Source organism: Geodermatophilus sp. SYSU D00079 (assembly GCF_054050635.1).
Genome location: NZ_JBJGZS010000007.1, coordinates 133,545 through 159,015, shown reverse-complemented (window position 1 = coordinate 159,015; position 25,471 = coordinate 133,545). Strand labels below are relative to the sequence as shown.

General features: G+C 76.7%; 23 protein-coding genes and 2 tRNA genes. 8 read left to right on the top strand and 17 right to left on the bottom strand.

From position 1 onward, the window contains the following. Positions 1 to 197: 197 nt before the first annotated feature. The 3 genes from ACI79E_RS08925 to ACI79E_RS08915 are packed head-to-tail and all read right to left on the bottom strand — an operon-like array spanning position 198 to position 2,010. Positions 198 to 857 carry an HAD-IA family hydrolase gene (locus ACI79E_RS08925; RefSeq protein WP_456932167.1) on the bottom strand — a complete coding sequence of 220 codons (660 nt, stop codon included), beginning with the start codon at positions 855 to 857 and terminating at the stop codon, positions 198 to 200. Further along, positions 854 to 1,351, bottom strand: coding sequence for a tRNA adenosine deaminase-associated protein (locus ACI79E_RS08920; RefSeq protein WP_456932166.1), 498 nt, complete (start codon positions 1,349 to 1,351; stop codon positions 854 to 856). Before ACI79E_RS08920 ends, ACI79E_RS08925 begins: the two co-directional genes overlap by 4 nt. Beyond that, positions 1,348 to 2,010, bottom strand: coding sequence for an O-methyltransferase (locus ACI79E_RS08915; protein WP_456932165.1), 663 nt, complete (start codon positions 2,008 to 2,010; stop codon positions 1,348 to 1,350). The genes ACI79E_RS08920 and ACI79E_RS08915 overlap by 4 nt, the downstream gene beginning before the upstream one ends. Positions 2,011 to 2,053: 43 nt before the next feature. Between ACI79E_RS08915 and ACI79E_RS08910 the strand changes: the two genes are divergently transcribed. From ACI79E_RS08910 to ACI79E_RS08890, 5 genes are all read left to right on the top strand, one after another. Beyond that, the gene (locus tag ACI79E_RS08910; protein WP_456932164.1) at positions 2,054 to 2,494 is read left to right on the top strand and encodes a PaaI family thioesterase; all 441 of its coding nucleotides are present in this window, start codon (positions 2,054 to 2,056) and stop codon (positions 2,492 to 2,494) included. After that, positions 2,491 to 3,408 carry a prephenate dehydrogenase gene (locus ACI79E_RS08905; RefSeq protein ID WP_456932163.1) on the top strand — a complete coding sequence of 306 codons (918 nt, stop codon included), beginning with the start codon at positions 2,491 to 2,493 and terminating at the stop codon, positions 3,406 to 3,408. The genes ACI79E_RS08910 and ACI79E_RS08905 overlap by 4 nt, the downstream gene beginning before the upstream one ends. Positions 3,409 to 3,444: 36 nt before the next feature. Next, positions 3,445 to 3,678, top strand: a complete 234-nt coding sequence (locus ACI79E_RS08900; protein ID WP_456932162.1) for a DUF2630 family protein — start codon at positions 3,445 to 3,447, stop codon at positions 3,676 to 3,678. Between the two features lie 138 nt (positions 3,679 to 3,816). Further along, the gene (locus ACI79E_RS08895; RefSeq protein ID WP_456932161.1) at positions 3,817 to 4,794 is read left to right on the top strand and encodes a UDP-glucuronic acid decarboxylase family protein; all 978 of its coding nucleotides are present in this window, start codon (positions 3,817 to 3,819) and stop codon (positions 4,792 to 4,794) included. Positions 4,795 to 4,887: 93 nt separating this feature from the next. Beyond that, positions 4,888 to 6,537, top strand: a complete 1,650-nt coding sequence (locus ACI79E_RS08890) for a VWA domain-containing protein (protein WP_456932160.1) — start codon at positions 4,888 to 4,890, stop codon at positions 6,535 to 6,537. Positions 6,538 to 6,620: 83 nt separating this feature from the next. On the opposite strand, the gene ACI79E_RS08885 is transcribed toward ACI79E_RS08890, so the two are convergent. From ACI79E_RS08885 to ACI79E_RS08845, 9 genes are all read right to left on the bottom strand, one after another. Further along, on the bottom strand, positions 6,621 to 7,541 hold the full coding sequence (locus ACI79E_RS08885; RefSeq protein ID WP_456932159.1) for a glycosyltransferase family 9 protein: 921 nt from the start codon (positions 7,539 to 7,541) through the stop codon (positions 6,621 to 6,623). Positions 7,542 to 7,633: 92 nt separating this feature from the next. Continuing rightward, a complete protein-coding gene (gene rfaE2, locus ACI79E_RS08880; protein ID WP_456932158.1) occupies positions 7,634 to 9,025 on the bottom strand; it encodes a D-glycero-beta-D-manno-heptose 1-phosphate adenylyltransferase in 1,392 nt (463 codons plus the stop codon). Further along, positions 9,022 to 9,690, bottom strand: a complete 669-nt coding sequence (locus ACI79E_RS08875; protein WP_456932157.1) for a D-sedoheptulose-7-phosphate isomerase — start codon at positions 9,688 to 9,690, stop codon at positions 9,022 to 9,024. The genes rfaE2 and ACI79E_RS08875 overlap by 4 nt, the downstream gene beginning before the upstream one ends. Continuing rightward, positions 9,687 to 10,922, bottom strand: a complete 1,236-nt coding sequence (locus ACI79E_RS08870; RefSeq protein WP_456932156.1) for a glycosyltransferase — start codon at positions 10,920 to 10,922, stop codon at positions 9,687 to 9,689. Before ACI79E_RS08870 ends, ACI79E_RS08875 begins: the two co-directional genes overlap by 4 nt. Beyond that, entirely contained in the window at positions 10,919 to 11,911 is a 993-nt protein-coding gene (locus ACI79E_RS08865) for a glycosyltransferase (RefSeq protein ID WP_456932155.1), read from the bottom strand. The genes ACI79E_RS08870 and ACI79E_RS08865 overlap by 4 nt, the downstream gene beginning before the upstream one ends. Beyond that, positions 11,908 to 12,909, bottom strand: a complete 1,002-nt coding sequence (locus ACI79E_RS08860; protein ID WP_456932154.1) for a glycosyltransferase family 9 protein — start codon at positions 12,907 to 12,909, stop codon at positions 11,908 to 11,910. The genes ACI79E_RS08865 and ACI79E_RS08860 overlap by 4 nt, the downstream gene beginning before the upstream one ends. 13 nt (positions 12,910 to 12,922) lie before the next feature. After that, positions 12,923 to 14,422, bottom strand: a complete 1,500-nt coding sequence (locus tag ACI79E_RS08855; protein WP_456932153.1) for an HAD-IIIA family hydrolase — start codon at positions 14,420 to 14,422, stop codon at positions 12,923 to 12,925. Between the two features lie 103 nt (positions 14,423 to 14,525). Next, on the bottom strand, positions 14,526 to 15,029 hold the full coding sequence (locus ACI79E_RS08850) for a MarR family winged helix-turn-helix transcriptional regulator (RefSeq protein ID WP_456932152.1): 504 nt from the start codon (positions 15,027 to 15,029) through the stop codon (positions 14,526 to 14,528). A 25-nt stretch (positions 15,030 to 15,054) separates the two neighbouring features. Continuing rightward, positions 15,055 to 15,783: a hypothetical protein gene (locus ACI79E_RS08845; RefSeq protein ID WP_456932151.1), complete on the bottom strand. Its 729-nt coding sequence runs from the start codon at positions 15,781 to 15,783 to the stop codon at positions 15,055 to 15,057. 191 nt (positions 15,784 to 15,974) lie between these two features. Here ACI79E_RS08845 and ACI79E_RS08840 point away from each other — a divergent pair, with 191 nt between their 5' ends. Beyond that, positions 15,975 to 17,285 (top strand): alpha-hydroxy-acid oxidizing protein, encoded by a 1,311-nt coding sequence (locus ACI79E_RS08840; protein ID WP_456932150.1) that lies wholly within the window; start codon positions 15,975 to 15,977, stop codon positions 17,283 to 17,285. Between the two features lie 378 nt (positions 17,286 to 17,663). Here ACI79E_RS08840 and ACI79E_RS08835 read toward each other — a convergent pair whose 3' ends face one another. The 5 genes from ACI79E_RS08835 to ACI79E_RS08815 all read right to left on the bottom strand — a co-directional run bounded on the left by ACI79E_RS08835 (position 17,664) and on the right by ACI79E_RS08815 (position 23,168). Next, positions 17,664 to 19,895, bottom strand: coding sequence for an MMPL family transporter (locus tag ACI79E_RS08835; protein ID WP_456932149.1), 2,232 nt, complete (start codon positions 19,893 to 19,895; stop codon positions 17,664 to 17,666). 228 nt (positions 19,896 to 20,123) lie between these two features. Then, positions 20,124 to 21,362: a benzoate/H(+) symporter BenE family transporter gene (locus tag ACI79E_RS08830; RefSeq protein ID WP_456932148.1), complete on the bottom strand. Its 1,239-nt coding sequence runs from the start codon at positions 21,360 to 21,362 to the stop codon at positions 20,124 to 20,126. 334 nt (positions 21,363 to 21,696) lie between these two features. Next, positions 21,697 to 21,769, bottom strand: a tRNA-Arg gene (locus ACI79E_RS08825). Between the two features lie 21 nt (positions 21,770 to 21,790). Beyond that, a tRNA-Ser gene (locus ACI79E_RS08820) sits at positions 21,791 to 21,879 on the bottom strand. Positions 21,880 to 21,968: 89 nt separating this feature from the next. Beyond that, positions 21,969 to 23,168, bottom strand: coding sequence for an MFS transporter (locus tag ACI79E_RS08815; protein WP_456932147.1), 1,200 nt, complete (start codon positions 23,166 to 23,168; stop codon positions 21,969 to 21,971). Between the two features lie 147 nt (positions 23,169 to 23,315). Here ACI79E_RS08815 and ACI79E_RS08810 point away from each other — a divergent pair, with 147 nt between their 5' ends. Beyond that, positions 23,316 to 23,843: a CGNR zinc finger domain-containing protein gene (locus tag ACI79E_RS08810; protein ID WP_456932146.1), complete on the top strand. Its 528-nt coding sequence runs from the start codon at positions 23,316 to 23,318 to the stop codon at positions 23,841 to 23,843. 78 nt (positions 23,844 to 23,921) lie between these two features. Next, on the top strand, positions 23,922 to 25,358 hold the full coding sequence (locus tag ACI79E_RS08805) for a phosphatase PAP2 family protein (RefSeq protein ID WP_456932145.1): 1,437 nt from the start codon (positions 23,922 to 23,924) through the stop codon (positions 25,356 to 25,358). Positions 25,359 to 25,471: the final 113 nt, after the last annotated feature.

The window sequence follows — 25,471 nt, the reverse complement described above, 5'->3', positions numbered from 1 at the left end:
CCACCTCCCCCGCCGGCCCCAGGGCGGGGTGGTGGGGGTGGTTCTCGGGGACCCCGGGGGGGCGCGGGGCCCCCGCCCCCCCCGGGGGCCTGCGCACGAGCGGGCGGCCACCGACCAGGGCGCCGGGCGCTCGTGCTCTGCCCACCAGGGTGGGCAGAGCACGAGCTCTCGCGGGGACACCTGCGCCGGGGGCCGGTTCACCGCTCCGCCACGTCGAGCAGGTCGATGCCGACGAGCTCCGACAGCTCGGCCAGCGCCGCCGCCGGGTCGACGACCTTGATCGTGTGCATCCCCATGGCCCGGGCCGGCTTGAGGTTGATGCCGAGGTCGTCGAGGTAGGCGCAGTCCGCCGCGGCGACCGGCCGGCCCACGGCCTCGGAGAGCCGGGCCAGCGCGCGCCGGTAGATCTCCGGCTCGGGCTTGCGCACCCCCTCCAGCGAGGACTCCACGACCGCGTCGAACCGCTCGAGCAGTTCCCCGAGGGCACCGGTGCGCTCCATGGGCGCGACGTTGTTCGACAGCAGCGCCAGGGGCAGGCCGGCGTCCCGCAGCCGCCGTACGGCCCGCACCATCTCCGGCCGCACGGCCCCGGCCAGGGCGGCGAGCACGCGGCGCGCGTCGAGCCGGTGCCCGGCGGCGAGCGCCTCGGCCTCGAACGCGTCGACGAACCCCGCGGCGTCGAGCTCGTTGCGCTCGTAGCGGGCCCAGGCGTTGGTGTCCGGGTCGACGCTGTTGAGCTGCCGGATCAGCCCGTCGGGCAGCCCGGCCTCGGCCTCGTAGGCGGCGAACGCCGGCATCGGGCTCTCGGTGATCACCCCGCCCAGGTCGAGGACGACGGCGGAGACCCGGCCGCTCACGACCGGACCGCCGCGGCCAGCTCGTCGGCGAAGCCCAGCCGGGCGGCGATGGCGGCGACCATCTCGTCGGCCCACAGGTCGTCGGCGGTCACGATCGTCCGCAGTTGCTCGGCGGGCAGGCCGTCGTCGGCGAACACGTCCAGATCACCGCCGGGCCAGCCGGTCTCGTCGTCGTCGAAGGCCCCGTCGGAGTCCACCGCGATGCCGTAGCGCTCCACCACCTCGGCGGCCAGGATCCACTCCTGCATCGTCGCGTCGGAGATCAGCGCCCGCACCAGCCCGCCGGGACCGTGCCGGAGGACGACGAAGTACAGCCGCGAGTCGACGACGACCACGAACGGGCCCGGCCAGCCCCCGGCACCGGGCTCGCCCAGGGCCCGCTCGAGGACCGGCAGCTCGTCCCCGGCGTCGGCGGCGAGCAGCTCCACCTGCCAGCGCCCGTCCGGACGGCTGACCCGCACCGCCCAGCTGGCGCGCACCTCCGGGTCGGTCATCGCCTGCGCAGCATCGTCAGCCCGTCGGAGAGCGGCAGCAGCACCGTCTCCCACCGGGGGTCGGTGGCCAGTGCGGCGTTGAGCTCGACGATCGCCCGCTGGTTGTCGTTCTGCGGGGCGAGCACCCCGCCGCCGGCCAGGGTGTTGTCGAGCAGCACCACACCGTTGGCGGTCATCCGCGGGTGCAGGTCGTCGACGTAGGCGGCGTACCCGGTCTTGTCGGCATCGACGAACGCCAGGTCGAAGGTGGGCTCCGCCGGCAGCGACCGCAGCGACTCGTGGGCGTCGCCGAGCCGCAGCTCGATCCGGTCGGCCACCCCGGCCCGCGCCCAGTACCGGCGCGCGATCGCCGTCCACTCCTCGCTGACGTCCAGGCACAGCAGCGAGCCGTCGGCGGGCAGGCCGCGGGCGACGCACAGCGCGGAGTAGCCGGTGAAGGTGCCGATCTCGATCGCCCGGCGGACGCCGAGCGCGCCGGTGAGCAGCTGCATGAAGGTGCCCTGCTCGGGTGCGATCTGGAACGTCGGCGGCACCTCCCCGCGGTCGGCCAGGGCGGCGGTCTCGGCGATCAGGTCGGCGACCACGTCGTCCGGCCGCTCGGACGAGGCGCGCACGTACTCGGCCAGCTCCGGGGTGAGGAGGAACGAGCGCGGCGTCATGGCGTGCCGGAGCGGAGGGGCTCGTAGGTCATAGCCTCTGATCATGGCCGATCCCGCACCCGACGACGGTGCCGACGTCGACCCCGCGCTGTTCGCCCGGCTGGCGGCCGACCCGCTGGCCGGGCACCTGGGCATCGTCCTCGAGCAGGTGCGCCCCGGGTACGCCCGCGCCGCGATGACGGTCGGGCCGCAGCTGCTCAACGCCGTCGGCACCGCCCACGGGGGCGCGACCATGGCGCTGCTCGACGTGGTCCACGCCGCGGTCAGCAACAGCCACGGGACGGTCGCCGTCGCGCAGGACGTGCACACCGAGTTCCTCGCCCCCGGCCGCCCCGGCGACCGGCTGGTCGCCGAGGGCACCGAGGTGCACCGCAGCAGCCGCACCGCGGTCTACCGCATCGACGCCCGCGCCCAGGACGGCCGGCTGGTCGCCACCGCGCTGGCCCGCGTGTTCCGCACCGAGCGCCCCTGGGGGACCGCGTGACCGCCTTCCCCGTGCCGACGATGCCCGCGCCGCCGGTGGGCGTCGTCGGCCTGGGCCAGCTCGGCGGGTCGCTGGCCGCCGCCCTGGTCGCGGCGGGGCGCACGGTCACCGGCTGGGACGTCGACCCCGCCGCTCGGGACGCCGCCGCCGCGCGCGGGGTGCGGATCGGCCGGGAGATGACCGGCGTCGTCGTCCTCGCCGTCCCGCTGCCGGCGATGTCCGTCGCGCTCGACGGGCTGGCCGTCGACCCCGACGCCACGGTCACCGACCTCGGCTCGGTGAAGCTGCCGGTGCTGGCCCAGCTGGGGCCCGCGTACGGCGGCCGCTACGTCGGCGGGCACCCGATGTGCGGCACGGAGCGGTCCGGCCACGAGGCCACCGACCCCGCGCTGTTCACCGGCGCGCGGTGGGCGGTGTGCCTGGAGCCGGACACCGACCTGGCGCGGTGGCTGCGGGTCGCGGAGGTCGCGCTGGCCGCCGGCGCGGAGGTGGTGCCGGCCACCGCGGCCGAGCACGACGACGCCGTGGCCGCGGTCAGCCACGTGCCGCACCTGCTGGCCGCCGCGCTGGCGGCGGCGGCCGGGGAGGCCGGCCCCCTGGCGCTGGCCCTGGCCGCGGGGAGCTTCCGCGACGGCACCCGCGTCATCGCCAGCGACCCCGCGTTCGTCACCGCGATGGTGGAGGGCAACGCCGGGCCGACGGCGGCGGCGCTGGCCCGGGTGCAGGCCCAGCTCGCCCGGCCCTGGCCGGAGCTGGTCGCCGCCGGGCACGCGGTCCGGAGCGGGTCCGCGCCGGGGCGCCGCGAGGTCCGCGTGCCGCTGGAGCGGGCGGCGCTGCTGGCCCTGGGTCGGGCGGGCGGGGCGGTCACCCGGCGGCTGGCGGCGTTCGTCGAGGGGTACGTGCCGGGGCGGTGACTGTTTCGCCCGCGCCGCGGAGGGCAGGGAGCGGGCATGGACGACAGCGAGATCCGCAGCCGCATCGAGGCACTGGTCGAGGAGGAGCGCCGACTGCGCGACAGCGGCGAGCACACCGACGAGGAGCGCGCCCGGCTGCGGCAGATCGAGGAGGACCGCGACCAGCTGTGGGACCTGCTCCGCCAGCGGGACGCCAAGCGGCAGTACGGGCAGGACCCGGACGAGGCCACCCCCCGCCCGGAGCAGCAGGTGGAGGGCTACCTGCAGTAGGAGGGCCCCGTCCGCCGGCTCGCCGCGGGCTCTGGACCGGACGCGGAAAGACACTTAGACATCGAAGTGTGTCCCGATGATCTCCGGGTATGCCGCGCCTCGGCGCGGATCGTCGCGCGCCCGGCGATGGGAGCAGACATGGTGCACGCGGCACGGACGATCCGGCGGGCAGTGGTCACCGGCGGGGCGGGGTTCCTCGGGTCCCACCTGTGCGAGCACCTGCTGGACCGGGGTGTGGAGGTGGTCTGCCTCGACAACTTCCTCACCGGCTCACCGCAGAACGTCGTCCACCTCATGGAGCACCCCGGGTTCCGGCTGGTGCGCTGCGACGTCACGGACTTCGTCCACGTGCCCGGCCCGGTCGACCTGGTGCTGCACTTCGCCTCGCCGGCCAGCCCGCTGGACTACCTGCGGATGCCCATCGAGACCCTCAAGGTGGGCAGCCTCGGCACGCTGCACACCCTGGGCCTGGCCCACGAGAAGGGCGCCCGCTACGTCCTGGCCTCCACCTCCGAGGTGTACGGCGACCCGCTGCAGCACCCGCAGGACGAGGACTACTGGGGCAACGTGAACCCGGTCGGCCCGCGCGGGGTGTACGACGAGGCCAAGCGCTTCAGCGAGGCGATGACCACGGCCTACCGGACGTCGAAGGGCACCGACACCGGGATCGTCCGGATCTTCAACACCTACGGGCCGCGCATGCGCCCGGACGACGGGCGGGCCATCCCCGCGTTCGTCGGCCAGGCGCTGTCGGGCCGGCCGCTGACCGTCGCCGGGGACGGCTCGCAGACCCGGTCGATCTGCTACGTCGACGACACGGTGCGCGGCGTCCTCGCGATGGCGTTCTCGGCCGAGACCGGCCCGGTCAACATCGGCAACCCGGACGAGCTGTCGATGCTCCGGCTGGCCGAGTGGATCCGCGAGCTGACCGGCTCCTCCTCGCCCATCGAGTTCATCGACCTGCCCGTCGACGACCCCAAGGTGCGCCGTCCGGACACCACCCGCGCCGAGCAGCTGCTCGGCTGGCGGCCGGAGGTCCCCTCGGAGGAGGGGCTGCGGCGCACGGTGGCCTGGTTCGCCGCGCAGCGGGAGGCGGCCGACGCCCAGGCGGTGTGACCGCACGGTCAGCGGACGCATCTACTCTGTGATGGGCGGTCGCGGGGGTCTCCGACGGCGCCCTGACCGACCGACCGACGGGGAGCTGCGCGCATGGGCCGCCACGCCGACACATCTGCCGGCCGGGGGTTCTCGGGCCTGACACCGCAGGTCCTCATCGCCGTCGCGGTGGCGGCCGTGGTGCTCGTCGCCGCCGGCATCACCTGGTGGGCGGTGGGCTCCGGCGACGGCGACTGCGCGCGCACCGACGTCGTCCGGGTGGCCGTGGCCCCCGAGCTCGCGGAGGTCGCCGAGCAGCTGCTGTCCGGCGCCGAGGGGCTGCGCGCGGAGGACTGCGCCGCCGCCGAGGTGACCGCGCAGGAGCCGCTGCAGACCGTCGGCGACCTGGGTGCCCTGGAGGCCGGCGACCTGCCGCACCTGTGGGTGCCCGACTCCTCGCTGTGGCCGGCCCGGGCCGGCGAGGCGGCGCTGGAGACCGCCGGGTCGGTGGCGACCTCCCCGGTCGTGCTGGCGACCAGCCGCGCCGCCGTCGACGCCCTCGGCTGGGCCGGGGCCGCTCCCGGGTGGGGCGAGGCGCTGACCGGCGGGCAGGCCCTCGCCGTCCCCGACCTGGCCACCAGCGCCGAGGGGCTGGCCGCCCTGAGCGCCGTCCGGACCGCCCTGGGTGCCGACGAGGACGCCGACAACGCCGTCGTCCAGGCGGTGCTGGCCGCGGAGCGGGGGCCGTCGACCTCCCCCGCCGAGGCCCTGGAGGCCGCCGGGGCGAACGCCGCCGACGCACCGCTGGTGCCGGTGAGCGAGCAGGAGGTGGTCGCGACCAACACCGGGGTCGAGGACCCCTCCCTGGTCGCGGTCTACCCGCGCGAGGGCAGCCCGTCGCTGGACTACCCGCTGGTGCGGGTCGGGTCGGCGTCCGGCGCCGATGCCACCGCGGTGGACGCCGCGCTGCGCGCCCTGACCTCCGACGCGGCGCGCGCCGCCGTCCGGGACGCCGGTTTCCGCGACGCCGACGGCGCGGCGCCCACCGGCGCCGGGGCCGCGACCGGCACCCAGGAGGCCGCCCCCGAGGCCCTGCTGCTCGACCCCGCCCAGGTGCAGGCCCTGCTCGGGCAGCTCTCCGAGCTGGCCGCGCCGTCGCGCATCCTCACCGTCTTCGACGTGTCCACGTCCATGGAGGCCCCGGCCGGCGGCGGCACCCGCGCCACCCTCGCCCGGGACGCCGCGAAGAGCGCGCTGTCCCTGGTGCCGGGCAACTTCGCGCTGGGCCTGTGGGTGTTCGCCGACGAACTCGACGGCGAGGAGGACTGGACCGAGCTGGTGCCCACCCGCGCCCTGGAGGCGCAGGCCGAGGGGCGCGAGCAGCGGGAGCTGCTCGACGAGCAGCTCGACACCATCCCGGACCGGCTCACCCCGGGCGGCACCGGCCTGTACGACACGACGCTGGCCGCCGTCCGCGCCGCGCGGGCCGACTACGACCCGACCGCGGTCAACAGCGTCCTGCTGGTCACCGACGGCACCGACGAGGACGACGGCATCCCCCTCGAGGAGCTGCTGGCGACGCTGGCCGACGAGGCCGACCCCGAGCGGCCGGTCAAGGTGATCGGCGTCGCGCTCGGCCCGGACGCCGACCTCGGTGCGCTGGAGCAGATCGCCGAGGCGACCGACGGCGCGGCGTACTCCGCCGTCGACCCGACCGCCCTGCAGACCGTCCTCTTCGACGCCCTCCGCCAGCGCGAGGGCTGAGAGCGCCGCCGGCTCCCCGCCGGCACACCTGTTCCGCGCGCAGTCGTGCTCTGCCCACACGAGTGGGCAGAGCACGAGCATCCTCAGAGCAACCCGTCGAGGGCGGCGGTCACCTCGTCGACGGTGATCCTCCCGAGCGCGGGGTCCAGCTCGGTGCCCCACGGGTCGCCGGTGCCGTCCCCGTGCCAGAGGACGACGTGCAACGGCCCCCCGCCCCGCCCGATCCGCGGCGGCGGGCCCCACAGCGCCGGGGAGACCGGTCCGAACAGCACCACCGACGGACGGCGGTAGGCGGTCGCCAGGTGCGCCATCCCGGTGTCACCGCTGACCACGACGCGGGCACCGGCGACCACCGCGGCCAGCTCCAGCGTCGACGTCCGGCCGGCGAGCACCGCCTCCTCCCCCAGCCCGGCCGCCCCGGCCACCTCCCGGGCCAGCGGCACCTCGGCCGGGCCCCCGGTGATCCGGACGTCCAGCCCGGCCCGGGCCAGGTGGCGGGCGACGGCGGCGAACCGGTCCGGCGGCCAGCGCCGTCCGGGGAACGCCGCCCCGGGGTGCACCAGCGCGACGCCCTCCGGTGCCGGGGCGGCGACGTCGGGCACCGCGAGGTCCAGGGCGTCCGGGTCGACGGCCACCTTCAGCCCCTCGGCGATCAGCCGGCACCAGCGGCGCACCTCGTGCTCGTCGGGGTACCAGGTCGGGCCGGGGTAGCCGGGGCTGGCGAAGGTCAGCAGCCGCTCCGGGTGCAGGTCGGCGACGACGACGTGCGACGCGGGGCCCTTGCCGTGCAGGTCGACGGCGAGCTCGGGGGGCGGGCCGGTCCAGTCCAGCGGCTCCAGCTCGCGGGCGGGCAGCACCTCGTCGACCGCGTCGACCAGCCCGGCGAGGGGCGCCAGCGCGGTCGTCGTCGCCAGCACCAGCCGGTGCCCGGGCACGGCGGCGCGGACCGCACGGATCGCGGGGACGCCGGTGAGCAGGTCACCGAGCCCCAGCGGCCGCAGCACCACCGCGACCGGCCGGTCGTCCCGGCCGATGTGGCCACGAAGGCCTTCTCCGACCGGGCCCTCGTGGCCACATCGGCCGCGGGGGGTGGCGCTCACACGCGGGAGCGCTCGACCAGGGCGGTCGTGGAGTGACCGTCCAGGTAGGGCAGCACCACGGCCTGACCGCCCCAGCGGCGCAGCACGGCCGCCTCGGGCAGGTCGGCGCCCGCGTAGTCCCCGCCCTTGGCCCAGACGTCCGGGCGGAGGCGGTCGAGCACCTCGGCCGGGGTGTCCTCGTCGAACACCACGACGGCGTCGACGAACTCCAGCGCCTCCAGCACCCGCGCCCGGTCGGCGGCGGTGACCAGCGGCCGCGACGGGCCCTTCAGCCGGCGCACCGACTCGTCGGAGTTGATGCACACCACCAGGCAGTCGCCCAGCCCGCGGGCGGCGCGCAGCGTGGCCACGTGCCCGGCGTGCAGCAGGTCGAAGCAGCCACCGGTGGCCACCACCGTGCCGCCGGCGGAGCGGACCCCGGCCAGCAGGACGTCGACGTCCCGGCCCGCTCCGGCGTCCGGCACCGGCTCGGGCCGGGCACCCGGCCGCGGCCGGTCCCAGGACGAGGCGCCACCGCGGCCGACGAACGCCGAGGCCGCGGCCACCGCCGCGGCCACCGCCTCCCCGGTGACCGCGCCGTCGGCCAGCGCGAGCGCCGCCGCGGCGGCGAAGGAGTCACCGGCGCCGCACGGGTCCCCACCGGTGACCGGCACCGCGGGCACCACCATCGGCGCACCCTCGCCGTAGGACAGCAGCGCGCCGCGGGACCCCAGGGTCACCGCGACCGCGCCCACGCCCCAGTGCCGGATCAGCGCCTCGGCGCGCGCGCCCACCGCGGCCAGCCCGTCCCCGTCGGCGGCCACGCCGGCCGCCGCGGCCACCCGGGCCGCCTCGGACCCGTTGGGCGTGACCAGCCGGGTCTGCGGGACCGGGTCGGCACCGCGCGGGTGCGGGTCCCAGACGATCGGGCCGCCGGCCCGCGCCAGGGCGGCCCGGACGTCAGGGGCCGCCGTCGTCCCCCGCCCGTAGTCGGCCACCAGCACCGCCGCGGCGTCGCGGAGCACCGCGGCCGCCTCCTCCGGCAGGGCGCCGAGCGTGGCGACGGGGTCGCCGCTGTCCAGCCGCACCACCGAGTGGTCGCCGACGCGCACCCGCTGCTTGACCGCGGTGCCGCCGGAGGCCGGGATGGCCACCAGCCGCACCCGGCCGTCGAGCAGCGCCCGCAGCCGGGCCGCACCCTCGTCGTCGGCCATCGGCGCGACCAGCACCACCTCGCGGCCGGTCAGCCCCGCCGCGACCACCCCGGCCAGCGCGGCACCGCCGGGGCGCTCGCGGGTCTCGACGTCCTCCACGACGGGCACGGGGGCGTCCGGGGTCAGCCGGGACGCCGTCCCGACCAGGTCGACGTCGAGCAGCGCGTCGCCGACCACCACCAGCGGCCCCGTCACTGGACCACCCCGATCCGGCTGGCCGGCACGCGGGCGGGCTCGGCCAGCACCGCGGCGTCGAAGGCGGCGCAGACCAGGTGCAGGGCGACCAGGTGGCACTCCTGCACGGTCGCCGTCCACGGGGAGTCGATGCACACCGCGTCGTCGGCCGCCGCGGCCAGCGGGTTGGGCGCCGGGCCGGTCATCGCCAGCACCGTGATGCCGCACTCGCGGGCGCGGCGGGCGGCGGCGACGGCGTTGGGCGAGCGGCCGGACGTCGACAGCAGCACCAGCACGTCACCGGCCCGCCCGTGCGCCTCCACCTGCCGGGCGAACAGCTCGTCGGCCGGGTAGTCGTTGGCGATCGCGGTCAGCGAGGAGGTCTCCGCGGTGAGGCAGATGGCGGAGAACGGCGGCCGGTCGGCGCGGTAGCGGCCGACCAGCTCGGCGGTCAGGTGCTGGGCCTGCGCGGCGCTGCCGCCGTTGCCCGCGGCCAGCAGCCGGCCGCGGGACTCCCCGCACAGGACGTCGGCGATCAGCCGGCCCCACCGGTCCAGCGCGTCCAGCTGCCCGTCCAGCGACCCCAGCGCGGCGGTCAGCGAGGCGACGTGGTCGGCGCCGGTGAGGTGGGTGCAGGTGTCCGGTGACACGACCTCGCGGGCCTCCGACAGCGGGGCGGGGTTCATCGGGCGACCTCCACGGGGCGGCGGCTGGCCAGGACCTGCCGGTAGACGGTTTCGGTGTCGGCGACCACGCGGGCCCACCGGTAGCGGGAGCGGGCGCGGCGGACCCCCGCCGCGCCGTAGGCGGCCCGGCGGGCGTCGTCGGCCAGCAGCGCGGCGAGCACCGCACCCAGCTGCTCGGGGTCCCGCGGCGGGACCAGGTCGCCGGTGACGCCGTCGGCGACGGAGTCCTGCAGCCCGCCGACGGCGGTGGCGACCACCGGCCGCCCGCACGCCATGGCCTCCAGCGGGGTGATGCCGAACGGCTCGTACCAGGGCACCGCGAGGACGACGTCGGCCGAGCGCACCCACGCCGGGACGTCGGCCCGCGCCACCGCCCCGGTGAACACCAGGCGGTCGGCGACGCCGATCGACGCCGCCAGCGTCCGCAGCCGCCGCACCTCGGGGTCGGCGTCCAGCCGGTCGGCGGGCGGGCCGCCGACGACGACCAGCTCGGCGCCGGGTACCGCGGCCAGCGCGCGGACGGCGTCCTCCTGGCCCTTGCGCTCGACCAGCCGGCCCAGGACCAGCAGCCGCTGCCGGCCCGGGGTGCGCGGGGCGACCGGGCCCTTGGGCGTGAAGACGGCGGTGTCCACGCCGCAGGGCACGATCGAGGCCCGGTCGCTGTCCAGGCCCAGGCGGCGCAGCTCGAAGACCTCGTCGGTGCACGTGGCGACCACGTGGGTGACGGTGCGGCACAGCGACCGCTCGAGCTCGATCCGCTGCGGCGGCGAGGTGTCGGCCGCGCCCTGGTGGCGGCGCTTGACCGAGCCCAGGGCGTGGAAGGTCTGCAGGACCGGGATCGCCCCGGCGGCCGCGACCGAGGCCAGGCCGCTCATCCAGAAGTGCGCGTGCACCAGGTCCGGCGGGTCGGCCGCCCAGCCGCGGCGCAGCACGGCGGCGAACTCGGGCATGTGGCGCAGCAGGTCGTCCTTGGGCAGCACCCGCTCCGGGCCCGCGGTCACGTGCGCGACGGTGTAGCCGTCGACGGTGGGGACGCGGTCGGGCTGGTCGGGGTCCTCCCGGCGGGTGTGCACGGTGACGTCGTGCCCGCGCTGGGCGAGCCCGGCGGCCAGGGCCGCGACGTGCACGTTCTGCCCGCCGGCGTCCACGCCGCCGATCGCGGCCAGGGGACTGGCGTGTTCGCTGACCAGGTCGACCTTCATCGGCCAGGCGCCCAGCAGGTCGGTCTTCACCGCGTCACCTCCTCGAGTAGCGCATCCCAGTCGGAGAGGAACCGGGCCAGCCCGTACCGCTCCAGTGCGGCGGCGCGGGCCGCCTTGCCGGCCAGCCGGGCGGCGTCCTCGTCGTGCAGGTACGTGCGCACCGCCGCCCAGAGACGCTCCGGGTCGGTGGAGAGCACGCCGGCCTCGCGCGGCACCGCCTCCACCGCCTCGGTGGTGGCCAGCCCGACGACCGGCATCCCCAGGTGCATCGCCTCCAGCAGCGACAGCCCCAGCGACGTCCACCGGACCGGGTGCACGTAGACGCGGCGGCGGGCCAGCTCGGTGTGCATGGCCGCCTGGGGCGGGTCGTCGTGCAGGGCGACCCGCGCGGGGTCGAGGCCGTAGCGCTGGTGCAGGCCGGACAGCCCCATGCCGAAGACGTCGACCGGTGCGACCGCGGCCAGCCCGGGCAGCAGGTCCGCGCCGACGGTGCGGCCCCGCCGGACCGGCTCGTTGGTGACGACGGCGGCCCGGGCGAGCTCACCGGTCCAGCGCTCGCCGGGGTCGACGATGCCGTGCTCGACCACCGTCGTCGGGGCCCGGCCGTTGTCGTAGAAGAGCCGGTTGAAGTGGGTGACGTGCGCGATCGGGATGTCCGAGCGGTCCGCGAGGGGGTGCCGGGTGTGCGGGACCGGTCCGTCGTCGGGCTCCAGCCCCGGCGCGTTGTGCTCGAGGAACACCGCGGGCAGGTCGCGGCCGGGCTCGCGCCCGAGCCACTCGCGGACCAGCTCCAGGTCGCGCACCCGCTGCAGGACGACGACGTCGACGTCCTCGTCGCGCAGCTGCTCGGGCGTCACCTCGCGGGCCGAGGCCGGCCAGTCCCAGGTGCGCGCCCGGCCCAGCCCGTCGGGGCTGCGACTCCCCCCGGGACCCGCCACCACCGGCAGCAGGTACTCGTGCGTCCCCTGGACGAACGCCGTCGTCCACGACCCGTGCACGTGCCAGAGCAGGACCTTCACCGGGCGACCACCTTCTCGACGGCTGCGACGACGTCGGCGGCGCGCACCGACGACAGACAGGGGTGACCGGGCACGGGGCACTCGCGGGCCCGGGTGTCGCGGCACGGGGCGGACTGGTCGCCGAGCAGCACGGTGGGCACGCCGTAGGGCGCCCAGCGCGCGGCGGGGACGACCGGGGAGAACAGCGAGACGACCGGCGTCCCGACCGCGGCGGCCAGGTGCGCCGGGCCGGTGTTGCCGACGACGACCGCGGCCGCGCCGTCGAGCAGCGCGGCCATCTCCGCCAGCGACGTGCCGCCGCCGAGGTCGACGCCGTGCGCGCCCGCGACGGCGGCGGTGAGCTCCCGCTCCCCCGGGCCCCCGGTGACCAGCACCCGGTGGCCGGCCGCGGTCAGCGCCTCGACCGCCTCGGCGCAGCGCTGCGCCGGCCAGGCCCGCGCCGGCACCGACGCCCCCGGGTGCAGCACGACGTACCCGGGCTCGTGCGCGGCCGGGGGCAGGGGCCGGCGCACCTCCAGCCGGCCGTCGTCCCCCGGCGGCAGCTCGAACCCGGCCGCGCGGGCGAGGGACAGGGCCCGCTCCGGCTCGGGCAGGTCGTCGTCCACCCGGTGGCGGACGTCGAGCAGCGCGCCCGGGTAGTCGACGCTGATCGCGGAGATCCGTGGGACACCGGCCGTGCGGAGCACCAGCGCCAGGGGCAGGGGCGACTGGTGGAAGGACGTGGAGACGACCGCCTCGTCGGGCGCGAGGGCCCGGACCCGCTCGGTGAGCGCGGTGAGGTCGGCGGCGTCGACCGGGGGCGGGTCGCCGAGGATCCAGGGGCAGGACCAGGTCCAGACCTCGTCGACCCCGGGGAGCAGCCCGGCGGCCTCGGCGCCGGCGGGCCCGGCGAGGAGGACGACGCGGTCGGCGCCGGCGGCCACCGCCCGCACCATCGGCCCCTGCACGAGCACGTCGCCGGCAGAGTCCAGTCGCGCGACGAGCACGGTGCGGGTCATGGGCCCGCCCCGCTCACCACTCGCCCGCCAGGACGAGGTCGACCGCCTCGGTCAGCGTGCCGGCGCGGCGCGGGGCGGCGGCGACCTCGGACCTCCGGGTGACGGGGGTCGGCACCATGATCGCCGACGCGCCGGCGGCGGCCGCGGCGTCGACGTCGGCGGCGATGTCGCCGATCACCACGCACCGCTCGGGGAGGACGCCCAGCTCGGCGCACGCCGCCTTGACCATGCCGGGTGCGGGCTTGCGGCAGTCGCACCCGTCGTCGGGGCCGTGCGGGCAGACCTGGAGGGTGTCGAAGGGCCCGAGCAGCTCGGCCAGCCGTGCCATGCAGGCGTCGACCTGCTCGCGGGTGATCAGCCCGCGCGCGACGCCGGACTGGTTGCTCACCACGCCGACCCGCACACCGCGGGCGCGCAGCGCGTCGACCGCCGCCTCGGCGCCCGGCACCGGCCGCACCAGCTCCGGGTCGCCGTTGTACGGGTAGTCGCGGACGAGGGTGCCGTCGCGATCGAAGAGGACGAGGTCCGGCAGCCCCCGCCAGGGCCGCACCCGGCGGTGCCGCACGACGCCCCGGAGGAAGTGCCAGGTGGCCAGCGGGGGGATCGCCGCGCTGGTGGCGAGCATCGTGGCCACCTCCGCGCGGTCCCGCGGGCCGGGGGCGATCCGGGCCCAGGCGAACTCGGCGGTGCCGGCGGCCCAGGCCAGCGCGGCGGCAGCCGCGGCCCGCGGCCGGCGGGCGGCCGCCAGCCCGACGGCGGTCAGGCCGGCCGCGGTGACCGCGAGGTGCTGCGGACGGCGGCCCAGCGGGGCGTCGGCGCGGTCGCGCCAGTCCGGCCCGTGCAGCCGTCGCATGAGGACGTCGTCGGCGTTGCCCGCCTGGACCCGCAGGCTCACCCACCGGTCCACCGGCCGCACCGGGTGGGTGATCCAGCGGGTGCCGCGGGTGAGCCGGGCGCCGGTGCCCATGACCCGAAGCGCCAGATCGGAGTCCTCGCGGAAGGCACGGGGGAAGCGCTCGTCGAAGCCGCCGACCGCGGACAGTGCGGCGCGGCGGTAGGCGAGGTCGGCGGTGATCCAGGAGCTGGTGGCCAGGCCGGCGGTGCCGCGCTCCCAGTCGGTGGGCCGACGGTCCGCCGGCAGCGGCACGCGGACCCGCCCCTGACTGCCCGCGACGTCGGCGGGCAGCGCGGCGAGGTCCTCGGCGAGCCGCTCGTACCAGTCGGGGTCGGGGACGACGTCGTCGTCGAGGAAGGCGATCCACTCGGTGCGGGCGGTGCGCCAGCCGAGGTTGCGCGCCCGGGCCGGGCCGCCGCCCCCGGTCCGCACCACGCGCACCGGCGGGAGCCCCGGCCGGTCCGGCTCCAGCGGGGCGCCGCTGGGACGGTCGTCGACCAGCACCAGCTCGGCAGGGCGGGGGCCGGGCGCGGCCGCCAGGGCGTCGAGCAGCACGTCCAGCGACGGCCGGCCGACGGTCGGCACGACCACGGAGCACTGCTCGATCCCCACCTGCATGATCACGTCCCTGCCCGGGTACCCGTGCCGGGAAACACTACGAGCTCGAAGTGTTCTCCGGGCAGGCTGCGCCCGCTGGCCATCCGGCCGGCGTCTGCGCAGGTCAGCGGCGGATACGGGTGGCCGCGGAAACCCTGGCGAGGGCGTCGGTGACCACCGCGGCGTCGTCACCCAGGAGGGTGAGCAGGTGCGCGACGAGGTCGTCGTGCGTGGGCGCGGCCTCGGCCACCCGGGCCCGACCGGCCGGGGTCAGCCGGGCGTGCAGCAGCCGCCGGTCGTCCGCGGCCCGCTCCCGGACGACGAGCCCCTCGGCCACCAGCCGGCTGACGGTGCTGGTCACCCCGGCCCGGGACAGGCCGAGCGCCTCGGCCACCTCGCTCATGGTGGCGCGCTCGCCCGGCGCCTCGGCGATCCGGCGCAGCGCCTCGAACCCGGTGAGGGAGATGCCGTGCTGGCGGTGCAGGGCGGAGTCCACGCGGTGGGTGATCCGGTCGTGCACCTGCACGATGCGCAGCCACGTCTCGGCCGGCCGCGGCCCGGCACCGGGCACCCGGGCGACGTCGGCGGGAGGGAGGTCCTGCGTGACGGCGTCCTCGGGGCGGGGCACCGTCCCATCGTCGCCGACGACGCGCTCAGGCGCTCCCGGGAGACGTGGGACCCGGGCTCCGCCGGGCCCGCCGGCCGGTGACGGCGGCCAGGCCGGCACCCGCCCCGAGCAGGACGATCCCGGCGACGACGACCGGCAGCGCGACCCCGTCGTCCGGCCGCGGGAGGGCGGTCGGCTCCGCGGCGGCCGCCGGGAGCACGTCGAGGGCGTCCGCGGGGCCGGCGTCGTCGGGGACCGGGACACCGGGCACCGGTGCCGCCTCCACCTCGGGCAGCTCGGTCCCCGGGATCGCCGCCCCGGCCGGGGCCGCGGGGGACGGCACGGCGGCGGCCGCGGTCGGCGGGGCGATGGCCGCGCAGTCCTCGGCGGCGGGGCGGGTGAAGCTGTAGCCGTCGAGGTCGTCGACGTAGTGCGTGCCGGATCCGTCCAGAGCGGTGTACTCCAGGCCCGGGTCGATCGTCTCGCCCCAGTCGACGTCGCCGGTGCCGAGCACGACCACCTCGCCGGGCCGCACCTCCGCGTCGTCCTCCCCCGCGGGCAGCCGGGTCGTCGTCAGCGTGACGGCGTAGGCGACGGTGCCCCCGGTGACCTCGACGACGACGCCGCCGGGGCGGCAGCTGGGCCCGTGGGTGACCCGGGCGTCGGGGCGGGTGGGGTCGTCGACGGCGAGCGCGGGTGCGGCGGCCACGACGCCGGCGCAGGTGAGGAGAGCGAACAGGCCCGCGATGTTCGCGGCCCTGGTGAGGACCGGCACGTGTACTTCCCCCTGGATCGTGCTGACCCGCGTCATCCGCGATGCGCCGGTGCGGCTCCCATCATGACCGGCCGAACACCCCGCTGACCGGGGGTTACCGACCAGTCGCGCGTGTCGCTGCGGCGTGTCGACAAATATCCTCCGCGGCGCCGTCCCGGGGCCTGTGACCGCGCTCTCACTACGGTGGCCGGGTGGACTCAGCAGCGGGTACCGGTCGCCGCCGGCAGGACGAGGTCTACCGCGCCGGGGTGTACGGCCGGCGGCCTCGGGTGCCGACCTCGGCCCGGGAGCTGCAGCGCCGCGCGCGCCGGCACCTGAGCGCCCGCGGGTACGCCTACGTGGCCGGCAGCGCCGGCGACGAGGCGACCGACCGGGCCAACCGCGCCGCGTTCGACCGGTGGGCCGTGGTCCCGCGGGTGCTGCGCGACGTGAGCGTCCGGGACACCTCCGTGGAGCTGCTCGGACGGCGGCTGCCCGCGCCGCTGCTGCTCGGCCCGGTCGGCGCGCTGGAGCTGGTGCACCCGGAGGCCGACCTGGCGGTGGCGCGGGCGGCGGCGGGGCTGGGCGTGCCGATGGTGTTCTCCAACCAGGCGTCGGTGGCGATGGAGGAGTGCGCGGCGGTGATGGGCTCCTCGCCCCGCTGGTTCCAGCTGTACTGGTCGACGTCCGACGAGCTGGTGGAGAGCCTGGTGGCCCGGGCCGAGGCCAGCGGGTGCGAGGCGCTCGTGGTCACCCTCGACACCACGATGCTCGGCTGGCGCCCACGCGACCTCGACCTCGGGCACCTGCCCTTCGCACTGGGCAAGGGCATCGCGCAGTACACCTCCGACCCGGTGTTCCGGCGGCTGGTGGAGCAGCGGGCCGCCGCGGCACCGGCGCCCGTCGAGGCCGGGGCCGCCGCCACCCGGGACCGGCAGCCGCGGCCGACGGTGGCGGCGGTGCGGGCGCTGGTCGGGATGGCGCGGGCGTGGCCGGGGCCGCTGCGGGAGAACCTGCGCTCGCCGCTGCCGCGGGCCGCCGTCGAGACGTTCCTGGCCATCTACTCCCGGCCCTCGATCACCTGGGCCGACCTGGCCTGGCTGCGCGGCCGCACCCGGCTGCCGATCCTGCTCAAGGGCGTCCTGCACCCGGACGACGCGCGGCGGGCGCTCGACGAGGGCGTGGACGGCGTCGTGGTGAGCACCCACGGCGGGCGCCAGGTCGACCGGTCGATCGCCGCGCTCGACGCCCTGCCCGACGTGGTGGCGGCCGTCGCCGACCGCGCGCCGGTGCTGCTCGACAGCGGGGTGCGCAGTGGCGCCGACGTCCTGACCGCGGTCGCCCTGGGTGCCCGCGCCGTCCTGCTGGCGCGGCCGTTCGCCTACGGCCTGGGGCTGGCCGGTGAGGAGGGCGTGCGCCAGGTGGTCTCCGACGTGCTCGCGGAGTTCGACCTCACCCTCGGTCTCACGGGGCACACCGCGGTCTCCCAGCTCGGCCCCGAGGTGCTCCGCCGGGTGGGCTGAGCCCGCTCTCCGCGCGCCGCGCCGGGTCCGGGACGACACGCCCGGCCGCCCTTGACCCCCCTCTGTGGCGTGAGTCACAGTGGGTCCGGGCGGGGGCAGCCGGCAACGAGTGGCCTCCCACTGCTGGGAGGACCGACCAACGCGGCCAGACCGTCAGGACCGGCCCCCCGCCCCTCATCCTTCCCAGCGCGGGCGCGCCCCGCGCCCCGGCATCTCCTTCCGCGCACGCTCGTGCTCTGCCCACCAGTGCGGGCAGAGCACGAAGGGCTCGGCCGGACACCTCCCCCGCGGACGCTCGTGCTCTGCCCACCAGCGTGGGCAGAGCACGACCTTGCCGAGAGGGAGGTCCCGGCTGCCCGGCTCGCGGGCACCCCCGGCTCAGGTGCGGACGGCGGCCACGACGTCGTCAGCTGGGCGCGGAGCCGGCAGGGCCGGCGCCGGGACGGCGGCCGGCTCGTGCTCCAGGCGCGGCAGCCAGCGCAGCCACCGCGGCAGGTACCAGTTGGCCTCGCCGAGCAGCCGCATGACCGCCGGCAGCAGCACGGCCCGCACCAGGGTCGCGTCGAGCAGCACCGCGATCGCCAGGCCCAGCCCGATCTGCTTCATCGACGTCATCGACAGCGCGACGAAGCAGAGGAAGACCAGCACCATGATCCCGGCGGCGCTGGTGACCACCCCGGCCGACGAGGTGATCCCCGCCCGGACCGCCTCCCGGGTGGACAGGCCGCGGTCGTACCCCTCCCGGATCCGGCTGAGGATGAACACGTGGTAGTCCATCGACAGGCCGAAGAGGACCACGAAGAGGAACAGCGGGATCCAGTTCACGATCGGCCCGGTGGCGTCAAGCCCGATGAGCCCGGCGCCCCAGCCCTCCTGGAAGACCAGCACCAGTGAGCCGTAGGCCGCCGCGACCGACAGCAGGTTGAGCACGATCGCGGTGACCGCGGCGACCACCGACCGGAACGACACGAGCAGCAGCAGGAACGCGAGCACCAGCACGAAGCCGAACACCCACGGGGTCCGGTCGGCCATGAGCTCCTCGAACGCCACCGAGTAGGCGGTGCTGCCGGAGGTCACCACGGTGACGTCGTCCAGCGCGCCCACCGTCGCGGGGACGACGTCGTCGGCGAGGGCGGCCAGCGCGTCGCGGGATGCCTGCTCCTCGCCGTCCCCCACCAGCGGCACGGAGACGACGGCGACGGTGCCCGCGTCATTGGCCTCGACGGTGATCGGCTCGTTCATGCGCCCCGTGGCCAGCGCCGCCGTCCGCAGGTCGGCGATCGCCGCCTGCACGGCCGGTGCGGTCACGTCGTCGGCCTCGATGACCACCTCGGCGGGGTCCGAGCCACCGGGGAACGCCTCGGCGATGCGGTCGTGGGTCTGGATGACGGCGAGGTCCTGCGGCAGGTCGGTGATGCCCTCGTTGCGCAGCGACAGCCCGAACGCCGGCACGGCGAGGCCGACCAGCAGCGCGCCCGAGACGACCGCAGCGACCAGCGGGCGGCGCAGCACGACGCCGAGCACGACCGGCCAGAACCGGCCCTCCGCGGCGGCCCGGCCGCGGCGCAGGAACGGTAGCCGGCCCTTCTCCACCCGGTCCCCCAGCCAGCTCATCAGCGCCGGCAGGACCGTCAGCGAGCCGAGCACCGAGGTGAGGACGACGAGGATGGTCGCGACCGCCATGCCGGTGAACACCGCGAACCCGGTGAGGAACATCCCAGCCATCGCCACCACGACGGTGATGCCGGAGATCAGCACCGCCGGGCCGGAGGTGGCCGCAGCGACGTCGAGGGCGGCCTCGGCCGACCGCCCGCGGGCCCGCTCCTCCCGCTCGCGCTTGAGGTAGAACAACGAGTAGTCCACGCCGACGGCCAAGCCGATGAGCAGCATGACGGTCTGGGCGTTGCCGTCGACGTGCCACAGCTGGCTGGCGAACCCGAGCAGCCCGAGGGCGCCGACGAACGCGGTGAGCGCGAAGACCAGCGGGAGGACGGCGGCGACGAGCGCGCCGAAGGTGAGCAGCAGCACCGCGAGGATGATCGGGATCGAGAGGTACTCGGCCCGCTGGAAGTCCGCGTCCAGGGCCGCGTCCAGGGCGAGGTCGGCGCTGGTGCCGCCGAACTGCTCGACCCGCACGTCGTCGTGCCGGTCGGAGACCTCGGCGACGACGTCGGCGATCGGTCCGATCCGGTCGGCGGCGGTCTCCGGGTCGCCGGTGATGTCGAAGGTCACCAGCGCCGAGCGCCCGTCCGCCGAGGTCAGCGGGGCGCCGTCCAGCGGACTGACCAGGTCGGTCACCTCGGGGGTGGCCGCGAGCCCGGCCACGAGGTCGGTGAGCGCGGTGGTCGCGGCGGCCTCGGGGACGCCGTCCGCCCGCTGGACCAGCACCATCTCCGAGGCCGGCTCGCTCCACCCGTTGCGGTCGAGGATCCGCTGGGCCTCGGCCGGGGCGCCGACCATCTGCTCCGCGCGGGTCAGCTCGCCCTGGGGCAGCATCCCGCCGAGGACGACGGCGGCGACCACGAAGGCCAGCCAGCCGGCGATCGCCGTCTTCCGGTGGCGAGCGCTCCACCGGCCCACGCGGGCGGCGAGGTTGCCGCGTCCGTCCACTCTCGTCTCCTGTCAGCTGCATGCGGGCGTGCGCGTCCGCGGACACGCACCGTGTCGTCGTCGAATCTGCTGGTCAGCCGGCGCGGAGCCGATCCCGCCAGCTGGCCTGCGGGTGTCGGGCCAGCCCGACAACCGACCGGAGGCAGCCTCCCCGCGCACCGGGGCCGGGCACATCAGGGACCACCCGGAGGTCACCCCTGGTCCTGACCTCCGGCCGCCCCCGGGGGCTCAGGCGGCGGCGGTCCGCAGGTCGCCGCGCTCCAGCAGCACGGAGACGACGCCGCCGGCGACCAGCCCCCAGAACGCCGAGCCGATGTTCAGCAGGGTCACGTCGGCCACGGTGACCAGGAAGGTGACCAGCGCCCCCAGCGTCAGGTGGCCGGCGAACGCGGTGACGAAGGAGGCCTGCAGCACCCGGAGCATGGCCAGCCCGGCGAGGGTGGCGACGAACGCCGCCGGCGTGCCCAGCAGGAGGTCGGTGAACAGCGGCGCGAGGACGCCGAAGACCATCGCCAGCAGCCCGCAGACCAGGCCGGCGGTGTAGTGCCGCGACCGCTCGCCCGAGGCCGACAGCAGCGCGTTGGTCGGGCCGGTCAGGCAGGTGGACACGCTGCCGACGGCGGCGGTGAGCAGCGACCAGACGCCGCAGGCGACGGTGACCACGGTGACCGGCGGGGTGTGCCCGGCCGCGCGCAGGACGGCGATGCCCTGCCCGTTCTGCACGACGATGACGGTGATCGCCAGCGGGACCACCAGCTCCAGCAGCGCCTGCACCGACCAGGCCGGCGCCTGGAACACCGGCGCGGCCACCCACGAGGTCGCCGCCGGCCCCGCATCGAACCGGCCGGAGACCGCCACCGCGGCCGCGCCGACGACGAGGACGGCGATCAGCGGCGGCACCCTCCGCGCGAGCCCGGGCAGGGCGCTGACGAGGAGGAAGGTGAGCACCATCGGCCCGGCGAGGGCGAGGTCGTCCTGCAGCGCGTGCACGAGGTCCAGGCCGAAGCGCAGGAACACCCCGGCGACCATCGCCATCACGATCGGCATGGGGATGACCGCCATGAGCCGCCGCACCCAGCCGGTGAGCCCGAGGACGACGATCAGCAGCCCGGTGGCGACGAAGGCGCCCACCACCTCCGGCCAGGGGAGGTGGGTCAGCGCCGGGCCGACGAGGACGGTGCCGGGGATGGTCCAGAAGAACGACAGCGGCTGCCGGTAGAGCCAGCAGGCCAGCACGGTGAGGACGCCGTTGAGGAAGAAGCAGCCGAACAGCCAGGACGCCAGCTGCTCGCGGGTGAGCCCGCCGGCGCTCCCGACCGCGAGGATGACCGCGACCGGGCCGGTGGCGGCGAAGACGAAGCCGATGAGGCCGTTGGCCGCGTAGACGGTGCCCAGGTCGCGGGCCACCTGCCGGAGACCGGGCAGCGGTCGGGCGGGGCGCTCGAGCAGGTGCTCGGGATCCGCCATGCCCACCCCCGGAGGTCCGCGTCGGTCCCGGGCATCATTGCGCGCGCCCGACCCCCTCAGGGGGCCGAGACGTCGCGCCGCAGCTGCTCGAGGGTGGCCGCCACCCGGGCGACGTCGCCCGGGTCGAGGCCGGCGCCGGCCTTCCCTCCGCCCCGGGGGACGGGTACCTGCGCGGATGCTCGTGCTCTGCCCACCACGGCGGGCAGAGCACGAGCATCCGCAGGAGAGGTCCTGGAGCGGCTCCGGGAACGCCGCGGCGCCCGACCGGGTCCACCAACACATCGCGGCCCCGACCTCAGTGAGGGCGGGGCCGCGGTGCTGTCTCAACCAGACGTGCACCCGAAGGGATTCGAACCCCTAACCTTCTGATCCGTAGTCAGATGCTCTATCCGTTGAGCTACGGGTGCCTGGTGTTCAGTTGTCGTGCGCGGAGGCTCCGGGATTTGAACCCGGGATGGGGATTAACCCAAACCGCATTAGCAGTGCGGCGCCATAGACCGGACTAGGCGAAGCCTCCCGGGGTCCGAGTCCCCCCGGAACCACCGAGGAGAGAGACTACCAGCGCCTCGGACGGCGGTTCACGGGGGGGCCTCCCCGGCCGGTCGGTCAGGCCGCGACCGGCTCGGCTGCCACGGCCCGGCGCCGGCCGGGCAGCAGGGTGACCGTCACGGCCAGCGCCGCCCCGGCGACGGCCAGCAGCAGGCTGCCGGTGACGCCGGACGGGCCGTCGATGAGCGCGCCACCCAGCGCCGCGCCGACCGCGGAGGCGCCGGTGGCCATCGTGGACAGCCAGGTGAACGCCTCGGTGGTGGCGTGCGCGGGGGCCAGCGTGCCGACCAGCGAGCTCTGCACGGTGAGGGTCGGCGCGATCGCCGTCCCGCCGAGGAAGAGCAGCGCACCCAGCACCCACGGGCCGGACGCCGCGGTCAGCGGGGCCAGGCCGATGGTGACGCCGAGCAGCAGCCAGCGGTACTGCCGCGGCAGGGAGACGCTGACCACGCGGGCGCCGAACCACAGCCCGCCCGCGACCGAGCCCAGCGACCACAGGGCCAGCAGGACGCCGGACATCCCCGGGCTGCCGGCCTGGTCGGCGTACGCCGGGATGGCGACCTCGAGGGCGCCGAAGCCGAGCATGAGGGCCGCACCACTGCCCAGCAGGCGGGGCATGCCGGGGCTGAGCACCGTGGCCAGCGGGTGCGCCCGCTCGGCGGCCGGCGCGGGCACCCAGCCGCGCATCGCCCGGGACGTCGCGATGCCGAGGGCGCCCGCGACGGCCAGGACCCCGGCGACGCCCAGCGCCCACGCGGGGGCGGCGAGCACGGCGAGCGCGGCCACCAGGGTGGGGCCGGCGACGAAGACCAGCTCGGTGGCCGTGGCGTCCAGCGCGTAGGCGGTGGTGCGCACCCGCGGGTCGACCCGCGACCACAGCGCCCGGACGGTGCCCGACACCAGCGGCGTGCCGGCGCCGGCGAGGGCGGCGGCCGCCACGATCACGGCCGTGGGGGCTCCGCCGAGCACGACGGCGACCAGCAGCGCCAGCAGCAGCGGGTAGGCCGCGGCCTGGACGAGGAGGACCGGGCGCGGTGTGCGCTGGTCGGCCAGCCGGCCGAGGACCGGGGCCATGACCGCCATCGCCAGGCCGTAGGCGGCCGAGGCGACGCCGGCGACGGCGTAGGAACCGGTCTGCTGCTGCACCATGAGCAGCAGTCCCAGCGGGACCATCGCCGACGGGAGGCGGCCGGCGAAGCCGGCCACGAGCAGCACCGGGGCGGACGGCAGCCGCCAGACGCTGAGGTACGAACGCACGACGAGATCCACTTCGGACGAGCAGGCACGGAAGAGTAGGTGGCCAAACTGCGTTGGCCCCCTACAGGTTAGAGACGCGGCAGTAGGGAGTCAAATGAGATACGCCACCTACGTGTCGCGCGGAGCCCGAGGGGAGCGGAGAGCCTGATGGACTACGACACCTACGGGTCCAGCGCCGTGGAGCTGGCCATCGACCTGGCCAACGCCGACCGGGACGCCGACTGGCTGGCCGGGTTCCTGCGCGCCCACGACGAGTGGTTCGAGCCCGGCACCGACCTCGCCCTCTCCCCCGCCGAGGCGACCCAGGCCGCCGAGACCGCCGACCTGGTGCGCGCCGTCGCCGTGGCGGGGTCGCAGCCGGAGGTGATCGAGCGGCTCAACGCGCTGCTCGCCCTCGCCTCGCCCCAGCCGTACGCGACCGACCACGACGGCGAGCTGCACCTGCACTACGCCCGCGCCGACGCACCGGCCCTCGAGCAGCTGACGACGACGGTGGCGATGGGCCTGTCGCAGGTCGTCGTCCAGCACGGGTGGCAGCGGCTGGGCGTGTGCACCGCCGAGGGCTGCGACAACGTCTACGTCGACACCTCGCGCAACGCCAGCCGCCGCTACTGCTCCAACACCTGCGCCAGCCGGTCGACCGTCGCCGCCTACCGCGCCCGCCGCAAGGCCTGAGGCAGGACCACCGCCCGCGAGCTCACCGCGTGCCTCTGGACGGGGCCGCGGAGCCGGAGGACCGCTAGCGTCCGCTGCATGAGGGGCGCGCGGCACTGGGACGCCCGGCTGCACTCCCTCGTCGGGGGCCTGCCCACCTCACCGGCCGACCGCTGGCTGCGCCGGCTCACCACCGCCGCCGACCACGGGAAGCTCTGGATGGCCGTCGGCGCGCTGCTCGCCTCCCGCCGCGGTCGGCTGCGCCGGGCCGCGATCCGGGGGCTGGGTTCGATGGCGGTGTCGAGCTCGGTCGTCAACGCCGTCCTCAAGCAGGTCTTCGGCCGGCGCCGTCCCGACCTGGCCGGGCACGCGCTGGAGAAGCTGCTGCACCGGTCGCTGAGCACCCACTCCTTCCCCAGCGGGCACGCCGCCTCGGCGGGGGCCTTCGTCACCGGCGTGGCGCTGGAGAGCCCGGTCGCCGGGGCGGCGCTCGCGCCGGTCGCGCTCGCCGTCGGCTACTCCCGCGTGCACGTGGGCGTGCACTACCCGGGGGACGTCGTCGCCGGTCTCGCCGTCGGCACGGCCGTGGCGGCGGCCAGCCAGGCGTGGTGGCGGGTGCGGCCCACCACGCCGGCGCGGGTGCGGCCGGCCCGGTCGGCGCCGGCGCTGCCCGAGGGCGAGGGGCTGGTGGTTGCGGTGAACCCGCGGTCGGGCCCGGACGGGTACGACCCCGCCGAGGACATCCGCCGGCTGCTGCCCCGCGCCGAGGTGCGCGAGTCCTCGCCGCAGGCCGGCGTCGGCGAGCTGTTGGAGGAGGCCGCGCGCTCCGGGCGGGCCCGGGCGCTGGGCGTGGCCGGTGGCGACGGGAGCGTCGCGGCCGCCGCCGCGGTCGCCGTCGAGCACGGCCTGCCCCTGGCGGTGCTGCCGGCCGGCACGCTCAACCACTTCGCGCGGGACGTCGGCGTGCACACCCTGGAGCACGCCGCCGAGGCGGTGGCCGCCGGGCAGGCCGTCGAGGTGGACGTCGCCGAGGTCAACGGGACGCCGTTCCTCAACACCGCGAGCATCGGCAGCTACCCGGAGATGGTGCGCCGCCGCGACGCGCTGGCCGGGCGGATGGGCAAGTGGGCGGCGATGACCGTGGCCGCCGCCCGGACGCTGCGGCGCGGGACGCCGGTGTCCCTGCTGCTCGACGGCCGCCCGGTGCTGGTGTGGATCCTCTTCGTCGGCAACTGCCGCTACACCCCGCGCGGGCTGGCTCCCGCCTGGCGGCCGCGGCTGGAGGACGGGCTGCTCGACGTCCAGTACCTGCGCGCCGACGTCCGGTTCAGCCGCACCCGCGCCGTCCTCGGCTCGCTGCTGGGCATCAGCGACCGCAGCTCCGGCTACGCCGACCTGCAGGTGCGCGAGGTGCGGGTGGTGTCCCGCTCGGGTCCGCAGCAGGTGGCCTACGACGGCGAGACCGGCGAGCGGGCCACGGAGTTCGTCTTCCGCAAGCGCGCCTCCCTCACCGTCTACTGCTGCCGCACCGACTGACGCGACGCCGGCCGCGGCTCTGCGGGCGGTCCTCGTGCTCTGCGGGCACTGCAGCACCGGCAGAGCGCGAGGAACACCGGCAGTGCGGTCCACCCGGCACCGTCGGCCGGTCC